This window comes from Pseudomonas indica NBRC 103045 (assembly GCF_002091635.1).
Lineage (GTDB): Bacteria > Pseudomonadota > Gammaproteobacteria > Pseudomonadales > Pseudomonadaceae > Pseudomonas_M > Pseudomonas_M indica.
The window spans coordinates 1-15,780 of the sequence record NZ_BDAC01000031.1 but is presented as its reverse complement, the minus strand read 5'-3'; the positions used below and the strand labels follow the sequence as shown (position 1 = coordinate 15,780).

General features: G+C 60.7%; 18 protein-coding genes. 7 read left to right on the top strand and 11 right to left on the bottom strand.

Annotated features, from left to right (window positions below):
* Positions 1-42: 42 nt before the first annotated feature.
* On the bottom strand, positions 43-1,296 hold the full coding sequence (locus PIN01S_RS24165; RefSeq protein ID WP_084339467.1) for a dicarboxylate/amino acid:cation symporter: 1,254 nt from the start codon (positions 1,294-1,296) through the stop codon (positions 43-45).
* Positions 1,297-1,424: 128 nt separating this feature from the next.
* On the bottom strand, positions 1,425-2,849 hold the full coding sequence (gene aspA, locus PIN01S_RS24160; protein ID WP_084339466.1) for an aspartate ammonia-lyase: 1,425 nt from the start codon (positions 2,847-2,849) through the stop codon (positions 1,425-1,427).
* Positions 2,850-3,117: 268 nt separating this feature from the next.
* On the opposite strand from aspA, the gene PIN01S_RS24155 reads away from it, so the two are divergent.
* Complete coding sequence (locus PIN01S_RS24155) at positions 3,118-4,026, top strand: LysR substrate-binding domain-containing protein (RefSeq protein WP_084339465.1); 909 nt, start codon at positions 3,118-3,120, stop codon at positions 4,024-4,026.
* Between the two features lie 178 nt (positions 4,027-4,204).
* Here the strand turns inward: PIN01S_RS24155 and adhP are convergent, their stop codons facing one another.
* On the bottom strand, positions 4,205-5,227 hold the full coding sequence (gene adhP, locus PIN01S_RS24150; protein WP_084339464.1) for an alcohol dehydrogenase AdhP: 1,023 nt from the start codon (positions 5,225-5,227) through the stop codon (positions 4,205-4,207).
* 263 nt (positions 5,228-5,490) lie between these two features.
* On the opposite strand from adhP, the gene purE reads away from it, so the two are divergent.
* The 6 genes from purE (at position 5,491) to PIN01S_RS24120 (ending at position 9,801) form a co-directional block, all read left to right on the top strand.
* The gene (gene purE, locus PIN01S_RS24145; RefSeq protein ID WP_084339498.1) at positions 5,491-5,982 is read left to right on the top strand and encodes a 5-(carboxyamino)imidazole ribonucleotide mutase; all 492 of its coding nucleotides are present in this window, start codon (positions 5,491-5,493) and stop codon (positions 5,980-5,982) included.
* A gap of 1 nt (position 5,983) precedes the next feature.
* Complete coding sequence (locus tag PIN01S_RS24140) at positions 5,984-7,069, top strand: 5-(carboxyamino)imidazole ribonucleotide synthase (RefSeq protein WP_084339463.1); 1,086 nt, start codon at positions 5,984-5,986, stop codon at positions 7,067-7,069.
* A gap of 128 nt (positions 7,070-7,197) precedes the next feature.
* Positions 7,198-7,959 (top strand): substrate-binding periplasmic protein, encoded by a 762-nt coding sequence (locus PIN01S_RS24135; protein WP_084339462.1) that lies wholly within the window; start codon positions 7,198-7,200, stop codon positions 7,957-7,959.
* A gap of 193 nt (positions 7,960-8,152) precedes the next feature.
* Positions 8,153-8,401 carry a GlsB/YeaQ/YmgE family stress response membrane protein gene (locus PIN01S_RS24130; protein ID WP_084339461.1) on the top strand — a complete coding sequence of 83 codons (249 nt, stop codon included), beginning with the start codon at positions 8,153-8,155 and terminating at the stop codon, positions 8,399-8,401.
* Between the two features lie 49 nt (positions 8,402-8,450).
* Positions 8,451-8,984: a DUF3299 domain-containing protein gene (locus PIN01S_RS24125; RefSeq protein ID WP_084339460.1), complete on the top strand. Its 534-nt coding sequence runs from the start codon at positions 8,451-8,453 to the stop codon at positions 8,982-8,984.
* Positions 8,985-9,120: 136 nt separating this feature from the next.
* The gene (locus PIN01S_RS24120; RefSeq protein WP_084339459.1) at positions 9,121-9,801 is read left to right on the top strand and encodes a uracil-DNA glycosylase family protein; all 681 of its coding nucleotides are present in this window, start codon (positions 9,121-9,123) and stop codon (positions 9,799-9,801) included.
* Positions 9,802-9,831: 30 nt separating this feature from the next.
* Here PIN01S_RS24120 and PIN01S_RS27385 read toward each other — a convergent pair whose 3' ends face one another.
* The 8 genes from PIN01S_RS27385 to PIN01S_RS24085 all read right to left on the bottom strand — a co-directional run.
* The gene (locus PIN01S_RS27385) at positions 9,832-10,131 is read right to left on the bottom strand and encodes a DUF3077 domain-containing protein (RefSeq protein WP_169715880.1); all 300 of its coding nucleotides are present in this window, start codon (positions 10,129-10,131) and stop codon (positions 9,832-9,834) included.
* The gene (locus tag PIN01S_RS24110; protein ID WP_170837235.1) at positions 10,104-10,973 is read right to left on the bottom strand and encodes a hypothetical protein; all 870 of its coding nucleotides are present in this window, start codon (positions 10,971-10,973) and stop codon (positions 10,104-10,106) included. The genes PIN01S_RS27385 and PIN01S_RS24110 overlap by 28 nt, the downstream gene beginning before the upstream one ends.
* Positions 10,961-12,013, bottom strand: coding sequence for a type IV toxin-antitoxin system AbiEi family antitoxin (locus PIN01S_RS24105; protein ID WP_244506046.1), 1,053 nt, complete (start codon positions 12,011-12,013; stop codon positions 10,961-10,963). The genes PIN01S_RS24110 and PIN01S_RS24105 overlap by 13 nt, the downstream gene beginning before the upstream one ends.
* A 297-nt stretch (positions 12,014-12,310) precedes the next feature.
* Entirely contained in the window at positions 12,311-12,565 is a 255-nt protein-coding gene (locus tag PIN01S_RS24095) for a DUF3077 domain-containing protein (RefSeq protein ID WP_084339456.1), read from the bottom strand.
* Positions 12,566-12,996: 431 nt separating this feature from the next.
* Positions 12,997-13,311: a lysozyme inhibitor LprI family protein gene (locus tag PIN01S_RS24090; protein WP_084339455.1), complete on the bottom strand. Its 315-nt coding sequence runs from the start codon at positions 13,309-13,311 to the stop codon at positions 12,997-12,999.
* A gap of 147 nt (positions 13,312-13,458) precedes the next feature.
* Entirely contained in the window at positions 13,459-13,887 is a 429-nt protein-coding gene (locus PIN01S_RS26580; RefSeq protein WP_139198642.1) for a hypothetical protein, read from the bottom strand.
* A gap of 231 nt (positions 13,888-14,118) precedes the next feature.
* A complete protein-coding gene (locus tag PIN01S_RS26575) occupies positions 14,119-15,003 on the bottom strand; it encodes a tetratricopeptide repeat protein (RefSeq protein ID WP_139198641.1) in 885 nt (294 codons plus the stop codon).
* A gap of 3 nt (positions 15,004-15,006) precedes the next feature.
* The coding region (locus PIN01S_RS24085; protein ID WP_369690632.1) for a glycoside hydrolase family 19 protein at positions 15,007-15,780 on the bottom strand (774 nt) is incomplete at its 5' end.

Here is a 15,780-nt window from a genome sequence, read left to right as displayed (position 1 = left end):
AGGTGCCGGACGGTATCCCGCCCCGACGGGATACCTGGGTTGTCACTCCTTGGTGGAGCGGTTGTACACCTCGAGATCCAGTTCCTTCTCGCTGCGGCCGACCAGGGCCGAGGTCATCAGGTCGCCGGCCACGTTCACCGTGGTGCGCGCCATGTCGAGGATGCGGTCGATACCGGCGATCAGCGCCACGCCTTCCAGCGGCAGGCCGACCGAGGTCAGCACCAGGCCGAGCATGATCAGGCCGGCGCCCGGCACACCGGCGGTGCCGATGGAGGCCAGGGTCGCGGTGAGGATGATCATCAGGTACTGGCTGGCATTCAGGTCGACGCCGAAGGCCTGGGCGATGAACAGCGCCAGCACGCCCTGGTAGATGGCGGTGCCGTCCATGTTGATGGTGGCGCCCACCGGCAGCACGAAACCGGCCACGCCCTCGGACACGCCGAGGTTCTTGCGCGCGCACTCGATGGACACCGGCAGGGTGCCGGAGCTGCTGGAGGTGCTGAAGGCCACCGCCAGCGCCGGGGCGATACCCTGGAAGAAGCGCAGCGGGTTGAGGCGGGCCAGCAGGCTCAGCAAGCCGCCGTAGACCAGCAGCACGTGGGCGATGCTGGCCAGGTAAATCACGCCGATCACCCCGGCCAGCGGCAGCAGCACTTCGGCGCCGTGGCTGCCGACCACGCCGGCGATCAGGGCGAACACGCCGTAGGGCGCCAGGCGCATCACCAGGTCGGTGAGCTTGTAGAAGGTCTCGGCCAGGCCGTCGAAGAGCTTCACCACCGGTGCGGCTTTCTCGCCGACCAGGTTCATGCTCACGCCCAGGCCGATGGCGAACACGATGATCTGCAGGATGTTGCCTTCGGCGAAGGCGGTCACCGGATTGCTCGGCACCAGACCGACCAGGATGCTCACCAGCGACGGCGCCTGCTTGGCCTCGTCGGCGCCGCTGGCGACCATGTGCATACCCTCGCCGGGGCCGAACAGGCCGCCGAACAGCAGGCCGATGCTCACGGCGAACGCCGTGGTGATGAGATAGATGGCGATGGTCTTGACGCTGATCCGGCCGAGCTTGCGGGTGTCGGCCATGGAGGTGATGCCGGCCACCAGCGAAACGAACACCAGCGGCACGATGAGCATCTTGATCGCGTTGAGGAACAGGCTGCCGATGGGCGCCAGGACTTGCGCGTCGTTCTTGAACAGCACGCCGGTGGCGACACCGAGGGCGAGGCCGACGAGGATCTGCTGCCACAGCGGCAGCCGGCCCCAGAGACGCAAAGGTAGGGTAGTGCTCTGACTCATGTTTTATCACCCGGATTGTTGTTGTCGGAACGGCCGTCTGACGCGACCTTCGGTGTGCCGCCCGGCAGGCTTGGGCGGAAAACGAGACGCCGCGCTGGAGGGCGCGGCGTCTCGGAATTTCAGTTGTGTCAGGCCTTCAGCGGTACCAGGCGCGGCGCAATCATGTTGGCCGGCTGGAGGATGTCGGCGAGCACGGCGTCGTCCAGCAGGCCCTCCTCGCGCACCAGCTCCAGCACGCCGCGGCCGCTTTCCAGCGCCACGCGGGCGATGCGGGTGGCGTTCTCGTAACCGATGTAGGGGTTCAGCGCGGTGACCAGGCCGATGGAGTGCTCGACCAGCTGGCGGCAGCGCTCTTCGTTGGCGGTGATACCGACCACGCAGTGCTCGCGGAGCATGTCCATGGCGCGCTGCAGCAGGCGGATCGAGTCGAAGATCTTGTAGGCGATCAGCGGTTCCATCACGTTCAGCTGCAACTGGCCACCCTCGGCGGCGAGGGTCAGGGCCAGATCGTTGCCGATCACTTCGAAGGCCACTTGGTTGACCGCTTCCGGAATCACCGGGTTGACCTTGCCCGGCATGATCGAGCTGCCCGGCTGGCGCGGCGGCAGGTTGATCTCGTTGATGCCGGTGCGCGGGCCGCTGGAGAGCAGGCGCAGGTCGTTGCAGACCTTCGACAGCTTCACCGCCAGGCGCTTGAGCATGCCGGAGAACAGCACGAAGGCGCCCATGTCGGAGGTCGCCTCGATCAGGTCGGCGGCCGGACGCAGCGGCTGGCCGCTGATCGCCGCCAGGCGCTCGACGGCGAGCTGCTGGTAGCGCGGGTCGGCGTTGATGCCGGTGCCGATGGCGGTGCCGCCGAGGTTGACCTCGACCAGCAGTTCCGGCGCCAGGCGCTTGAGGTGGTTCAGGTCTTCGCCGAGGGTGGTGGCGAAGGCGCGGAATTCCTGGCCGAGGGTCATCGGCACGGCGTCCTGCAGCTGGGTACGGCCCATCTTCAGTACGTGAGCAAACTCTTCGCCCTTGGCGGCCAGCGCTTGGCACAGGCTGTCCAGGCTGGCGAGCAACGCGTCGTGGCCGAGCAGCAGGCCCAGGCGGATGGCGGTCGGGTAGGCGTCGTTGGTCGACTGCGCCATGTTCACGTCGTTGTTCGGGTGCAGGTACTGGTATTCGCCCTTGGCATGGCCCATGGCTTCCAGTGCCAAGTTGGCGATGACCTCGTTGGCATTCATGTTCGTCGAGGTGCCGGCACCGCCCTGGATCATGTCCACCACGAACTGATCGTGGAACTCGCCGCGAACCAGGCGTGCACAGGCCTCGCTGATCGCTTTGTGCTTCTCGTCGGTCAGGTGGCCCAGCTCGCGGTTGGCGTCGGCCGCGGCCTGCTTGACCATGGCCAGGGCGATCACCAGCTTCGGGTAGTGCGACAGCGGCACGCCGGACAGACGGAAGTTGTGCACCGCGCGCAGCGTCTGGATGCCGTAGTAGGCATCGGCAGGCACTTCGAGGGTACCGAGCAGGTCTTTTTCGACACGGAAGGATGCAGCAGAGGACATGATGAGCGTTATCTCGGATGGAGCGCGGACAGTGCCGCGATGTGGATAGGCTAAGGGCTCGGGCGGAGCGGCGGCCAATGCTGTTAAACGCTATCCTATGCAGGAACGGCATAACGTCGATGTGACGTGACCGGCTCGGCGAGCGTGCGCACCTCCGGTGTTCACTGCTCGTTTCCGCCCGAGGCCGCGGCGGCTGTGGCCCCAACCGGGTCGCAGGCGTCCGATTACCCGCACACCCGGAGTCCGGGCACACGCCCGAGGAGGCGGTATGAACCTGGAAATGAAATGGCTGGAGGACTTCAGTGCCCTGGCCGCGACCCGCAGTTTCTCCCAGGCGGCCGAGCGCCGCTTCGTCACCCAGCCCGCCTTCAGCCGGCGCATCCGCGCCCTGGAAGAGACACTCGGCCTGACCCTGGTGGACCGTGCCCATACCCCCATCGAACTGACCGAGGCCGGGCAACTGTTCCTGGTCACCGCCCGCAGCGTGGTCGAACAGCTCGGCGAAGTGGTGCGTCACCTGCACCAACTGGAAGGGCGTCAGGGCGAGGTGCTGCAGATTGCCGCCGCCCACTCCCTGGCCCTGGGTTTCTTTCCTACCTGGTTCGCTCGCCTGCGTGCCGAGGGCCTGAATCTCACCAGCCGGTTGGTGGCGACCAACGTCGGCGAGGCCGTGCATGCCCTGCGCGAAGGCGCCTGCGACCTGATCCTCGCCTACTACGACCCGGACGCTTCGTTGCAGATGGACCCGGAAATCTTCCCCTCGCTGCACCTGGGCACCACCTCGATGCTGCCAGTCTGCGCGGTGGGCGAGGACGGCAAGGCGCTGTTCGACCTCGACAGCGGCCAGACAGTACCGCTGCTCGCCTACAGCGCCGGGGCCTTCCTCGGACGGTCGGTGAACCTGCTGCTGCGCCAGCGCGCGCTGCGTTCCACCACGGTGTACGAGACGGCCATGGCCGACAGCCTGAAGAGCATGGCCTTGCAAGGCCTGGGCGTGGCCTGGGTGCCGCAGTTGTCGGTAACGCAGGAATTGGCGCGGGGCGAACTGGCGATCTGCGGCGGCCCGCAGTGGCACGTGCCGCTGGAAATCCGCCTGTACCGCTGCGCGCTGGTGCGCAAGGCGGCGGTGAGGTTGCTCTGGCGGCGGCTGGAGATGGGAGCGGGCGCTCCCGTCTGAGAACCTGTTTACGATCTGCTGCGCGTCGGCCCTGCTGCGTTGAAAACAGGTCGGGCCGCGCAGGCTCGGACTGCTCATTTACAGCTCGTAAACTCCGCGTCCTCGCCTGTTTTTGCGGGGCCGCCGAGGCCTTGCATGGCTCTAGCTCGCGAGATCGTAAACAGGTTCTGCCGATCCGTTACAGGGTCAGCACAATCCGCCCTTCGATCTTGCCGCCGCGCATGTCGTCGAGCACCTGGTTGATGTTGTCCAGCGAGTCGGTGTGGATGGTCGCCTTGACCAGCCCCTCGGCGGTGAAATCCAGCGCCTCCTGCAAGTCCGCGCGGGTGCCGACGATGGAGCCGGTGATGCTGATGGCCTTGAGCACCACGTCGAAGATCGGCGCCGGGAAATCGCCCGGCGGCAGACCGACCAGGGCCACGGTGCCATGCCGGCGCGCCATGCCGATGGCCTGGCCGAAGGCGCTGTTGGACACCGCCGTGACCAGCACGCCATGGGCGCCGCCGATCTCGCGCTGGACCACCTCGGCCGGGTTCTCGTGGCGGGCGTTGATCGTCAATCCGGCGCCGAGCTTGCGCGCCAGCTCCAGCTTGGCGTCGTCCACGTCCACCGCCACCACGTGCAGGCCCATGGCGCGGGCATACTGCACCGCCACGTGGCCGAGCCCGCCGATGCCGGAGATCGCCACCCACTGGCCGGGTCGCGCACCGGTGACTTTCAGGCCCTTGTAGACGGTGACGCCGGCACAGAGGATCGGTGCGATTTCCTCGAAGCCCACCGCATCCGGCAGCAGACCGACGTAGTTCGGGTCCGCCAGCACGTACTCGGCATAACCGCCGTTCACCGAGTAGCCGGTGTTCTGCTGGCTCTCGCAGAGGGTTTCCCAGCCGGTCAAGCAGTGCTCGCAACAGCCGCAGGCGCTGTACAGCCAGGGCACGCCGACGCGGTCGCCTTCCTTCACCCGGGTCACCCCGGCGCCCACCGCGGCCACATGACCGACGCCCTCGTGGCCGGGAATGAACGGCAGAGACGGCTTCACCGGCCAGTCACCCTCGGCGGCGTGCAGGTCGGTGTGGCAAACGCCCGAGGCGGCGATCTTCACCAGAATCTGCCCCGGACCGGGCAACGGCACTTTCACTTCCTCGATGCGCAGCGGCTCGCCGAAAGCATGCACCACCGCGGCTTTCATGGTCTGGTTCATAACGGTTCCTCCGTGGGTAGCGAACCGTCATTCTGCGCGGGCCGGACCGGCAGGCATTGAGCTAAAGCAAGTCTTGCCGCGATTTGCCGGCCGTTGGACGGATGGTCATCGCGGATGCTCGTCCGGCGTGGCTTTGCGGTATACTGCGCCGCCTCGAAAACCGGCGACGCCCGCCGGTTCGACGAATACGCCAAGCCACGCCCCATCAGCGTGGCTTGTTGGTTTTTGACGCGCCCGCCGGGCGCCCGTGAAGAGGCATGATGATGAGCGCACTGGTAGGCGTGATCATGGGCTCCAAGTCCGACTGGTCCACCCTCAGCCACACCGTCGAGATGCTGGACAAGCTGGGCATCCCCAACGAAGTGAAGGTGGTTTCCGCCCACCGCACCCCGGACCTGCTGTTCCAGTACGCCGAACAGGCCGAGTCGCGCGGCATCCAGGTGATCATCGCCGGTGCCGGCGGCGCTGCCCACCTGCCGGGCATGTGCGCGGCCAAGACCCACCTGCCGGTGCTTGGCGTGCCGGTGCAATCCTCCATGCTCTCCGGCGTCGACTCGCTGCTCTCCATCGTGCAGATGCCCGCCGGCGTTCCGGTCGCCACCCTGGCCATCGGCAAGGCCGGCGCCATCAACGCCGCGCTGCTCGCCGCCAGCATCCTCGGCCACCAGCACCCGCAGTTCCATGCGGCGCTGAAGAAATTCCGCAACGAGCAGACCCAGACCGTACTGGACAACCCGGACCCGAGGGACGCGTAACATGAAGATCGGCGTGATCGGTGGCGGCCAGCTGGGCCGCATGCTGGCCCTGGCGGGCACCCCGCTGGGCATGAACTTCGCCTTCCTCGACCCGGCGCCGGACGCCTGCGCGCAAGCCCTCGGCGAGCACATCCGCGCCGACTACGGCGACCAGGACCACCTGCGCCAACTGGCGGACGAAGTCGACCTGGTCACCTTCGAGTTCGAAAGCGTGCCGGCCGAGACCGTCGCCTTCCTCTCGCAGTTCGTGCCGGTCTATCCGAGCGCCGAGTCCCTGCGCATCGCCCGCGACCGCTGGTTCGAGAAATCGATGTTCAAGGAGCTGGGCATCCCGACGCCGGCGTTCGCCGACATCCAGTCCCAGGCCGACCTCGACGCGGCCGCCGCCAACATCGGCCTGCCGGCCGTGCTCAAGACCCGTACCCTCGGCTACGACGGCAAGGGCCAGAAGGTCCTGCGCAAGCCCGAGGACGTCGCCGGCGCCTTCGCCGAACTGGGCAGCGTGCCCTGCATCCTCGAAGGCTTCGTGCCCTTCACCGGCGAAGTCTCGCTGGTGGCGGTCCGCGCCCGCGACGGCGAAACGCGCTTCTACCCGCTGGTGCACAACACCCATGAGAACGGCATCCTGCGCCTGTCCGTCGCCAGCAGCGGCCACCCGCTGCAAGCCCTGGCCGAAGACTATGTCGGCCGCGTGCTGGAGCGCCTGGACTACGTCGGCGTGCTGGCCTTCGAGTTCTTCGAAGTCGACGGCGGCCTGAAAGCCAACGAAATCGCCCCGCGCGTGCACAACTCCGGCCACTGGACCATCGAAGGCGCCGAGTGCAGCCAGTTCGAAAACCACCTGCGCGCCGTGGCCGGCCTGCCGCTGGGCTCCACCGCCAAGGTGGGCGAGAGCGCCATGCTCAACTTCATCGGCGAAGTCCCGCCGGTGGCCCAGGTGATCGCCATCGACGACTGCCACCTGCACCACTACGGCAAGGCTTTCAAGGAAGGCCGCAAGGTGGGCCACGCCACCCTGCGCTGCGCCGACCGGGCCACGCTGGACGCCCGCATCGCCGACGTCGAGGCCTTGATCGCCAAGCGTTGAGTGCCGGTTTTGCGGTGGGGGCTGCCGTCGGCTGCCAACCCTGTGCCTTTTCCAGGCGATATCGGGGTGAAATGGCCGGGGGCAGGCTCTAAGCTCTGAGCGATGGCCGTCGTACAAGAGCCCACCGAATGAAACGCCTGCTTCTGCTGCTGCCTGTGCTGTTCGGGTTGGGTCATGCCCAGGCCGAAGAGATTCTCAAGGCCGACTTCCGTGAGCGCCCGCCCGAAATGCGCGTGGTGGACGGCTTGCCCAGCGGTCCGCTGATCAGTGTGCTGGACACCGCCGCCCACCGCATCGGCGCCCGCGTCCAGTGGCGCGAAGCGCCGTTCCTGCGCAGCCTGGAAGACCTGCGCCTCGGCCGCATCGATATCGTGCCGCGGGTGATCTTCACCCTGGATCGCCAGGCTTACATCCATTACCTGCCGAGCATCGGGCGCCAGCTCAAAAGCATCCGCTTCGTCGTCCGTCCCGGCCAGGAAGAGCGCCTGCGCCGCTACCGCGACCTCCACGAGCTGACCATCGGCGTCAAGCGTGGCACGGCCTACTTCGAGCCCTTCGACAGCGACGGCCTGCTCGCCAAACAACTGGCCAGCGACGACGCCCAACTGGTCGCCATGTTCCGCGCCAGGCGCCTGGACGCCATCGTCGTACTCGACCAGATCCCCCTGGAAACCAGCTTCGCCGCCATCGGCTTCGACGGCTACCGCTACGCGCCGTACCAGCACGAACAGCGCATCGATAACCATTTCGGCGTTTCCCGGCGCCTTTACGAGGGCAAACGGCGAGCCCTGTACGAACGCCTCGCCGCCGAACTGCAAGCCATGCGCGCCAGGGGCGAGATCAAGCAGATCTACGAGCGATACGACGTCGAAGCGCCGGACGTGCCGTGATGCCACCCACGCCGGCGCGCGGCTGCCGCACGAGGCGACGGCTTGTGGATGGCTGCACTTTGCCACCTTGAAGTCATCGGCAAATAGAAAGAAATGTACCGAGCCCATCTGGATACCGGCAGAACCCGACGGCATCTTCGCCTGTCCATTGATTGACGCCGCCTCGCGGCACCACTCCCAAGGAGGAACGCCCATGGGCATCATCGGTACCATCATCATCGGCCTGCTTGTCGGCCTCGTCGCACGCTTCCTCAAACCCGGCAACGACAGCATGGGCTGGATCATGACCATCCTGCTCGGCATCGGCGGCGCCCTGCTGGCCACCTACGGCGGCCAGGCCCTGGGCATCTACGCGGCCGGCGAAGCGGCGGGCTTTATCGGCGCGGTGGTCGGTGCGATCATCCTGCTCGTCATCTACGGTCTGGTCAGCCGCAGGACCTGACCCCGTGAAGGGGTCGCCGCGGCGACCCTTTCTCCCCCGCGAAGTCTCCATGCGCCGACTACTGCTGTTACCCCTGCTGTTCACCGCCACCCTCGTCCATGCCGCGCCACCCGAGCTCGACTGGCTCGAACTCATGCCCCCCGAGGACCGCAAGGCCCTCGAAGAAATGCCCGAAATCAGCCACGACACCCCGGAAGGCCAGGGCTTCAGCGACAAGGGCGGGCTCAAGCAACAGGACAAGGACCTGCCGGCGGTGATGTACTCGGCCAAGACGGTCCCGGCCCTGAACGGCAAACAGATCCGCCTCGGCGGCTACCCGGTCCCGCTGGAAACCGACGCCAAGGGCCGCGGCACCGAATTCTTCCTGGTGCCATACCCCGGCGCCTGCATTCACGTACCGCCGCCGCCGCCGAACCAGATCGTCCTGGTGCGCTACCCCAAGGGCATCCCCCTCGACGACATCTACACCCCGCTCTGGGTAGACGGCACCCTCAAGGTCGAAACCATCAGCAACGACCTGGCCGACGCCGCCTATGCCCTGGACGCCAGCGCGGTGAAGGTGGTGGAGGAAGACGAGCTGTAATTCCCGCTCGGACTGCTTTTAGCGCCCTCTCCCATTTATGGGAGACGACTGCAGGGATGCAGGAGGTAGGGCGCGAGGGCGGGGGAGAGGGTAAGAACGGCTGGCGACACAGCCCAGACCAACCACGGAGGCACCCATGCCCCTCGACTCACACCAGCGCCAAGCCTTCCGCGCCCTGGCTGCGGAAACCGAAGGCATCGACCAAGCCACCTACGCCCGCTTCGACAAGGACCCGCTCGAGCCCATCATCGGCCTCGGCGACCCCGACGCACCCCTCGGCTTCTTCGGCCGTGACCCCGGCCGCGATGAGGTCCGTTATGGCGAACCCTTCATCGGCAGCGGCGGTCAGATCGTCCGCAAGGTCCTCTACCTCCACCTGCATGGTCAGGACATGCCCGACTTCGATGCCTCCCGCCAGCTCGGCCGGGACTTCTTCTGGATCAACACCGTCCCCTACAAACCGGTGGGCAACAAAGCCTGGTCCATGAAGGTCAAGAAGCGCTTCCACCCACTGATGCGCCGCCTGCTGATCGAAAGCTGGCACGGCCGCCACCTCATCACCCTCGGCCGCGAAGCCTTCCTCTGGTTCGGCATCGACCAGCCCAGGGAACAACGCCAGCGCCTGGAAGCCTTCTGGGAGCGTGAAGACCGCTTCGAGACACACCTCGACGTCGAACTCCAGGCGGACGACGGCGCCGCACGCACCTTCACCCTCCACCCGCTGCCCCACCCCTCGCCGCTCAACCAGACCTGGTTCAAGCGTTTTCCGGGATTGCTGGAGCAGCGATTGAAAACCCTGCTGCCGACGAAGCCCTGAAGCCGGCGCCGCGCGCCGGCTCGGAAGGTTCTACCCGGCGTCGCGCTCCAACCCCTCCAGACAACCCAGCACCGCCGCCCTGGCCATCCCGATCAGATAGCCGCAACCGTCGCTCAAGGACTCGTCCGCCTCATGCCCCGCCCGAGCTGCCAGCACCTCGGCGGCATCCAGCAGATGACAGGCACTCTCCAACGCCGCCCGCACAGGCACCCCCGGCCGAACCGCGAACAGATGATGCCGACCATCCTCGCAGGGGTGGAACGCAACCCGCTCCAGAGAGTTTACATATTGGGCATTGTTAGTTATCGAAGACCTAGGGCACGTAGCCACGCATCGACTTGTCCGAACGCATCTACCTGCCACTGCTCAGGAGTACGATCCCCCAAGATCTGTGTCTCTTCGACGAATCCACGTACGCAAGTGGGGCCAAAACCATCTACAGAATCGAATTTTTGGGCGATGAACATGTAACCAGCTTGGCCGCTGGCAATTTCCAGCACTGGCCGGCACTCTTCTGCCAAGGCGTCTGGTCCACCCGGGTAGTTCCGAATGCAGTAGTAGATGTCATAGGCGTCCTTTTGCTTGTAGCGTCCTTCGATTGCATGGCCTTTCATTGCGAGCAATGCGGGAATTGAGCAAACCGCCACCTCAACACGATTGGTGCCACCGTTCGGCATGTTTCCGGAGATGGCCACCATTTGGTAGAAGCGAAGTGCCAAATCGGCACCATCAGCACCTTGCACTGCGAAGTCGCTGATAAGTGGCGGAACGTTCTTTACGATCTCTGCATCCCGAGGTCGTAGGAAGTCGATGATGACATCAATGGGAGGCCCGCCGTCGCCTGCATTGATCTGCCGGACTAGCTGGAAACGCCTGAGTTGCTGGCTTTGCGCATAGCCGTGACCTAGTAACTCTTCGACCAGATTGGCGTACTCACCATCCCCGAGTGCCTCAGCGTCCAGGCCGAGATCTAGATCCAGCGTTCCCACGTGTTGCATATCTTCGTTGTCATTCAACAGCAGCCAAGGTACGGCACCTCCGACAACGGCGAATTTCCCTTTGAAGCTGCCGAGGATCTGCCCGATCTCGATCAAAACGGCTTTGACCGCCGCCGTGGTGCGGTCGTCGTAATCACTAGCCCGCTGCGGTTCGTTCGGAGTCATTTCGTCCATTTCAATTTCTTTCGTCGAAGATAATCAGCCGCCTCTCGCCCTCGCTCTCCGGCTTTGAAGAGATCAAGGTAGGTCTGAACAGGGCTGGTGCAGAATATTCCCGGTACCGGCTCCACAGTGTCGAGCAATAAACCTGGGTCATCGAGCACGTTCACGATTAGGTTCTCCCCTTTGTTGCTGGGGGAGAGTTTTAGAGTCGAGCGCAGTTTTTCTAACCCCTGCTGATCGGCATAGAAGTAGTGGGTGCCAGTACGTCCATACGGCGCGAGCCACTGTGCCGCAGAAAACGAAGCCATTGCTGCCAGGACCTTTCCGTCCGGCAGTGGGTGGAGCGTGCGGATAGCTTGGTCAAATAAGGCGCCATGTAGCGTCGTATAGAAGCCTATCCGTTTGTGGGGAGGCGGTTCGTACTCCTCGCGCCAGGCATCGAGTAAGGAATCAGGATCAGACAGACACACCCCTTCCTCTGAGCGTTCGGCCCACTCTCGATTCAGTAACCCAGTGCGAATATTGCTCACTAAGCCGAGACTGACGCCGGCTGCTTCTGCTAGCTCAGCAACACGCCATGGGTGCCCAGGGACGCGCAGCATCTGCCGCAGAACCTGAGCCGATTTTGGCTTGAACAAGGAGCGCAGTTCACGCCGCTCGACTACTGGCTTGCTGGCAACCTGACGGGAGATGAAGAACGTGCCAAAGGCCAACCGGGCGTTGCCCTCCAAGTCGAGGTAGGCGACGTTGTATTCCCGGCACAAGTCTTGAGCTTCAGCTGATAGGTATGGAGCGATGAAGACGGGTGTTACGGTCTCAGGTTGGCGTCTCACGTAGTCCTGTAGCTGTAGTAACGCAGTCCGAACGTGACGCGGCTGCCCACTTGATTTCACTTCAGCTACCAGCGTGTGCCGTTTGCCGAACACCTCGACCTGGGCGATTAGATCGATTGGGTCGTTTCGCTTGGCTGGCTTGACTTCTAACCGGCCAACAGCCGGAACCTCGGCCAGAATGCTACGTAGAGCATCGGCGGACTGTTGTTCAATTTTCACTGAATCTGCTGATTTCATCATTTGTTGAAAATAGGCATTTTAGTGAAAATCAGTCAAGTAATTTCACTGAATCAAGTGTTTTCAACAATCGTTGAAAATTGGCAAATTAGTGAAAACAGCTGAATAGCTTAATGATGGCCTGTTCCCCGATGGGCTTGCCAGCTTTCCCTTTGCGCTGGATGTGCGGGCGCCATCCATTGAGCTTGAGCCAGCGTTCGCGTGGCTTGTCGTGATAGCAGGAATGGCCGGTTTTTGGCGGTTCCCAGAAGCCGGCGCCTCGCGCCGGCGTGGAAGGCTCTACCCGGCGTCGCGCTCCAACCCCTCCAGACAACCCAGCACCGCCGCCCTGGCCATCCCGATCAGATAGCCGCAACCGTCGCTCAAGGACTCGTCCGCCTCATGCCCCGCCCGAGCCGCCAGCACCTCGGCGGCATCCAGCAGATGACAGGCAACCTCCAACGCCGCCCGCACGGGCACCCCCGGCCGAACCGCGAACAGATGATGCCGACCATCCTCGCAGGGGTGGAACGCGGTGGAATGTGTCTTAGACATGGCGCACCTCCAGCTTGAGCTGAAGGCAGCAGAACAAGGCGAGGCGGTGGCAGCCAGCCCGAACAGGAATACAGGGAAACGTCATGGTAGTGCTCCTATGTGAATGTGGAGCCGCCACGAATCGTCGCCAAACGATGGGTGACGGCTGTGCGCAGGTTGGCGAACCGGACACATAGGACCCGGCAGACCCGAGGGTCTCCCACGCACAGCCGCCATAACACGCATTGCAGGTACAAGGACCGCAATGGATATCGAGCGCTGAACGTCTATGTGATTACAGGTCGCCAAACCCGGCCGCGGATATCGCCGCGACGGCGGGCACTATAGGACTCGAACCAAAGGACAGGCAAGCCGGAGCAGGAAGAACAGCCGGCAACGGCCGAGCGGTTCACGAAGCAGGGGGAAACTGTGTGGTTGTCGAAGCGGGGGAGTCACCAAGCAGGCGAAAGCTGCTCCAGATAGCGGGTTCGGTTGTGGCTCATATGGATGACGCAGCCATCCACTGTCGTTTCGTGAGCCTGGCTACCGTTCTCGATCTCGAAGGCTTCCAGCGCATAGTTCGTATCCCGCAAGGCAACCCAGGCGCGCTGCGAGGCCCTGAGATGCAGGAGATACTGATCAGCCAGCGCCCGATCTCCTGAATAATGCGTCCGTATGCGCTGAATCAGTGCCTGGTAAGTCTCGTTGAGCGCACGATCTGTTTCAGCTTTTGCACGGACGGAGCAATCGAATACCTGCTGTTTCACAGGAGTATTCGGTGGCTTGAGCGAAAGGCATCGATAAGAAAAGAGCCGTCAGCTGTACCATTATAGTGAATTTCATGATTCGGTTTTGATTATTCGCATGGGCGGAATGGTTCAATAGTGTCTGCAATGAGCTTTATGTCGCTCCAGTCACCTAGTGCACCCTAACGCACTTTCTTCATTACATGGCAGCGTCGAAGAAAGAGGGTGGAAATTGGCTTTGATATTCCGAAGGCATGCGATGTTTGCTTTTACTGCTCCGGTTGCCAGGCTCTCTACCATAATTCCTGCAACTTCTTTGGAGGTCTCTTCGCTGTCATAGTCTCTGTAGATTTCATATCTGTAGTCATTTCTGATAAAGCTAACCCTGAAATAATCGGTTCCGTATCGGAGGTAGTGGTTGAATTTAAAGCTGCCATAGTTTTCGTCTGCTAAGGCAGAATAGGTTAATTCAGGTTTTTCTAGTGCGCCGAATATATATTTGAGCGATGAGTTGCCGTCACCAGTCTCTGTCCCACAGAGGCTGAGGATTTTTTCTTTTCCCGCTTTGCAGGAAAAATAAATGACTTCTCCTTTCAAGCAGTGGGTTCCAGGTTGATTTTCGAAAGCGAAGCAAATAATAGAAGTACTACACCACAATAGAATAATGAATTTAATGGGCTTGGTAAAGATTAGGTAGACTGGTTTCATTAAGTTTGGTCGATTGATTGTTTGGATTGAAGTATAAGAAACGGGGTTGAGTGTAATTAAAGGAGCGAAAGTAGTTTGTTGTGGGTTTTCAATTTTCTGGGCCTGGGGTGCTTTTTCATTTTACTGCTTCAAGCGTTCCATTACTCTAGTTGGTATTGATTTTTCTTTTCCAGCGCTTTTCATTTTTATGTAATATTTTTTGTAATAGGGCTTGGCCTCTTTCTGTTGTTCTTTTGCCCAAAGAGTATCGGCCAGATTTAACATGAGCACAGTGCGATCAGGAGCAATATTTTCTACATTTCGAAGCACGTGAAGGGCTAGATCAAATTTGCCTACTTCAGCTAGTGCGAATCCTATGTCGTTATATGAGGTAACATCAGCTTTAGAAATGGGAGTTCTTGTAATTGTCGTTCGAATATCTTCGTCTGATACGTAAGATGTTATTGCTTCATAATCATGATCGGCTAATCTACTGAGCAGTACTCGATGAATAAGCGCTGGCGAATCAACCTCCCCGTCTTTTAGCTTCTGTGTGGCTAGTTCTTTTGTGTTGTAAAAGAAGTAATCTTTTGCTCCCTCTTCTGTAGTCCCCTCGTAGCCGGATATAAGGCCTTCAAGGCTTTCTTTTCTTTCAAGAGAGCTGGATGTTTCTGCTAAAACAAAACTGGTATATTGAACACCTTTTATGCCTAAGCCGCTGTGGTCTAAATGATAAGAGCATGTGATGATCAGTGCTTCTGATCCATCGGATAACTTCACCGAATAAGAGTCGCTAAGTGACGGCTCCCCACCTTCTGGATCGCATTGCACGGGAAGATTCATTCGCTGCCCATTTTTCAGAAATAAAGCAGCAGTTAAAGACCTTTCATCACCATCGACAGGTCTATATGAGAAGACTATTTCTTCGCTTCCAAAGATGCTTGGAGATAGCTTCTTTGTTAGTTCTCCAGCTGTTGAAATATTAATTATAGCGATATAGAGGAAAAGTGATATTAATATTTTCATTTTTTATCCCTTAATAAGTTCCCGAAGAGATTTAAATATTTCTATTCTTTCTTGCAGGCCAATTGTTCCGCCATTAACTATTATAGAGACATCTGCGACATGCTCAGAGAGATTGCTTTCTGTTCTGGTATTGTACGATGCTAAGATTTTGCTATTTACGTTGTTCATCTCCCACCAAACAAATGCGGATTCTATGCCGTACTCAAGATTGCTCACGACTAAATCCGGATTATTTACAAAATCCTGATTGTCTCCTGGGTTCTTCTCATTATGTATTCGAGTGTAAGCGGCATAGTTGTTTTTACCAGTAAGCTGGATGATTCCCCGGCCTCTATACTTATACCCATCGCCACTGTCTTCATCGCCATTACCGTTGCGATTGGCGTAAACATAATTTCCAAGTTTTACAGCGTTTCTCTCGTATTTATCTTCTTCTGACCAGAGCTTGGGGCGAAGTCTGGGGAGTACTTTACATTCATCTGTGCTTGAGTTATATCCCTTGCTATTGTTGCGGCAGCCGAATATCTCGCGCATCCTCTTGGCAGAATAACTAAGGTTTTCTGATTTCACTTTAAATCCGCTCTCATGCCCAACCTGAGAGAGAAAGTGTGCAATTAGTAATGGTGTATCTATTTTATAGGATATTGCATACTTATTGAGGTATGGAAGTATGGTCAGGCAATAGTCATCGCTAATGTCTGACTTTGCCTTCTTCAACATTTCTAAAGTTATAAGCTCTTTGGCTTTTGTTTGGAAGTTAACTGTTAGCCAGCTGGG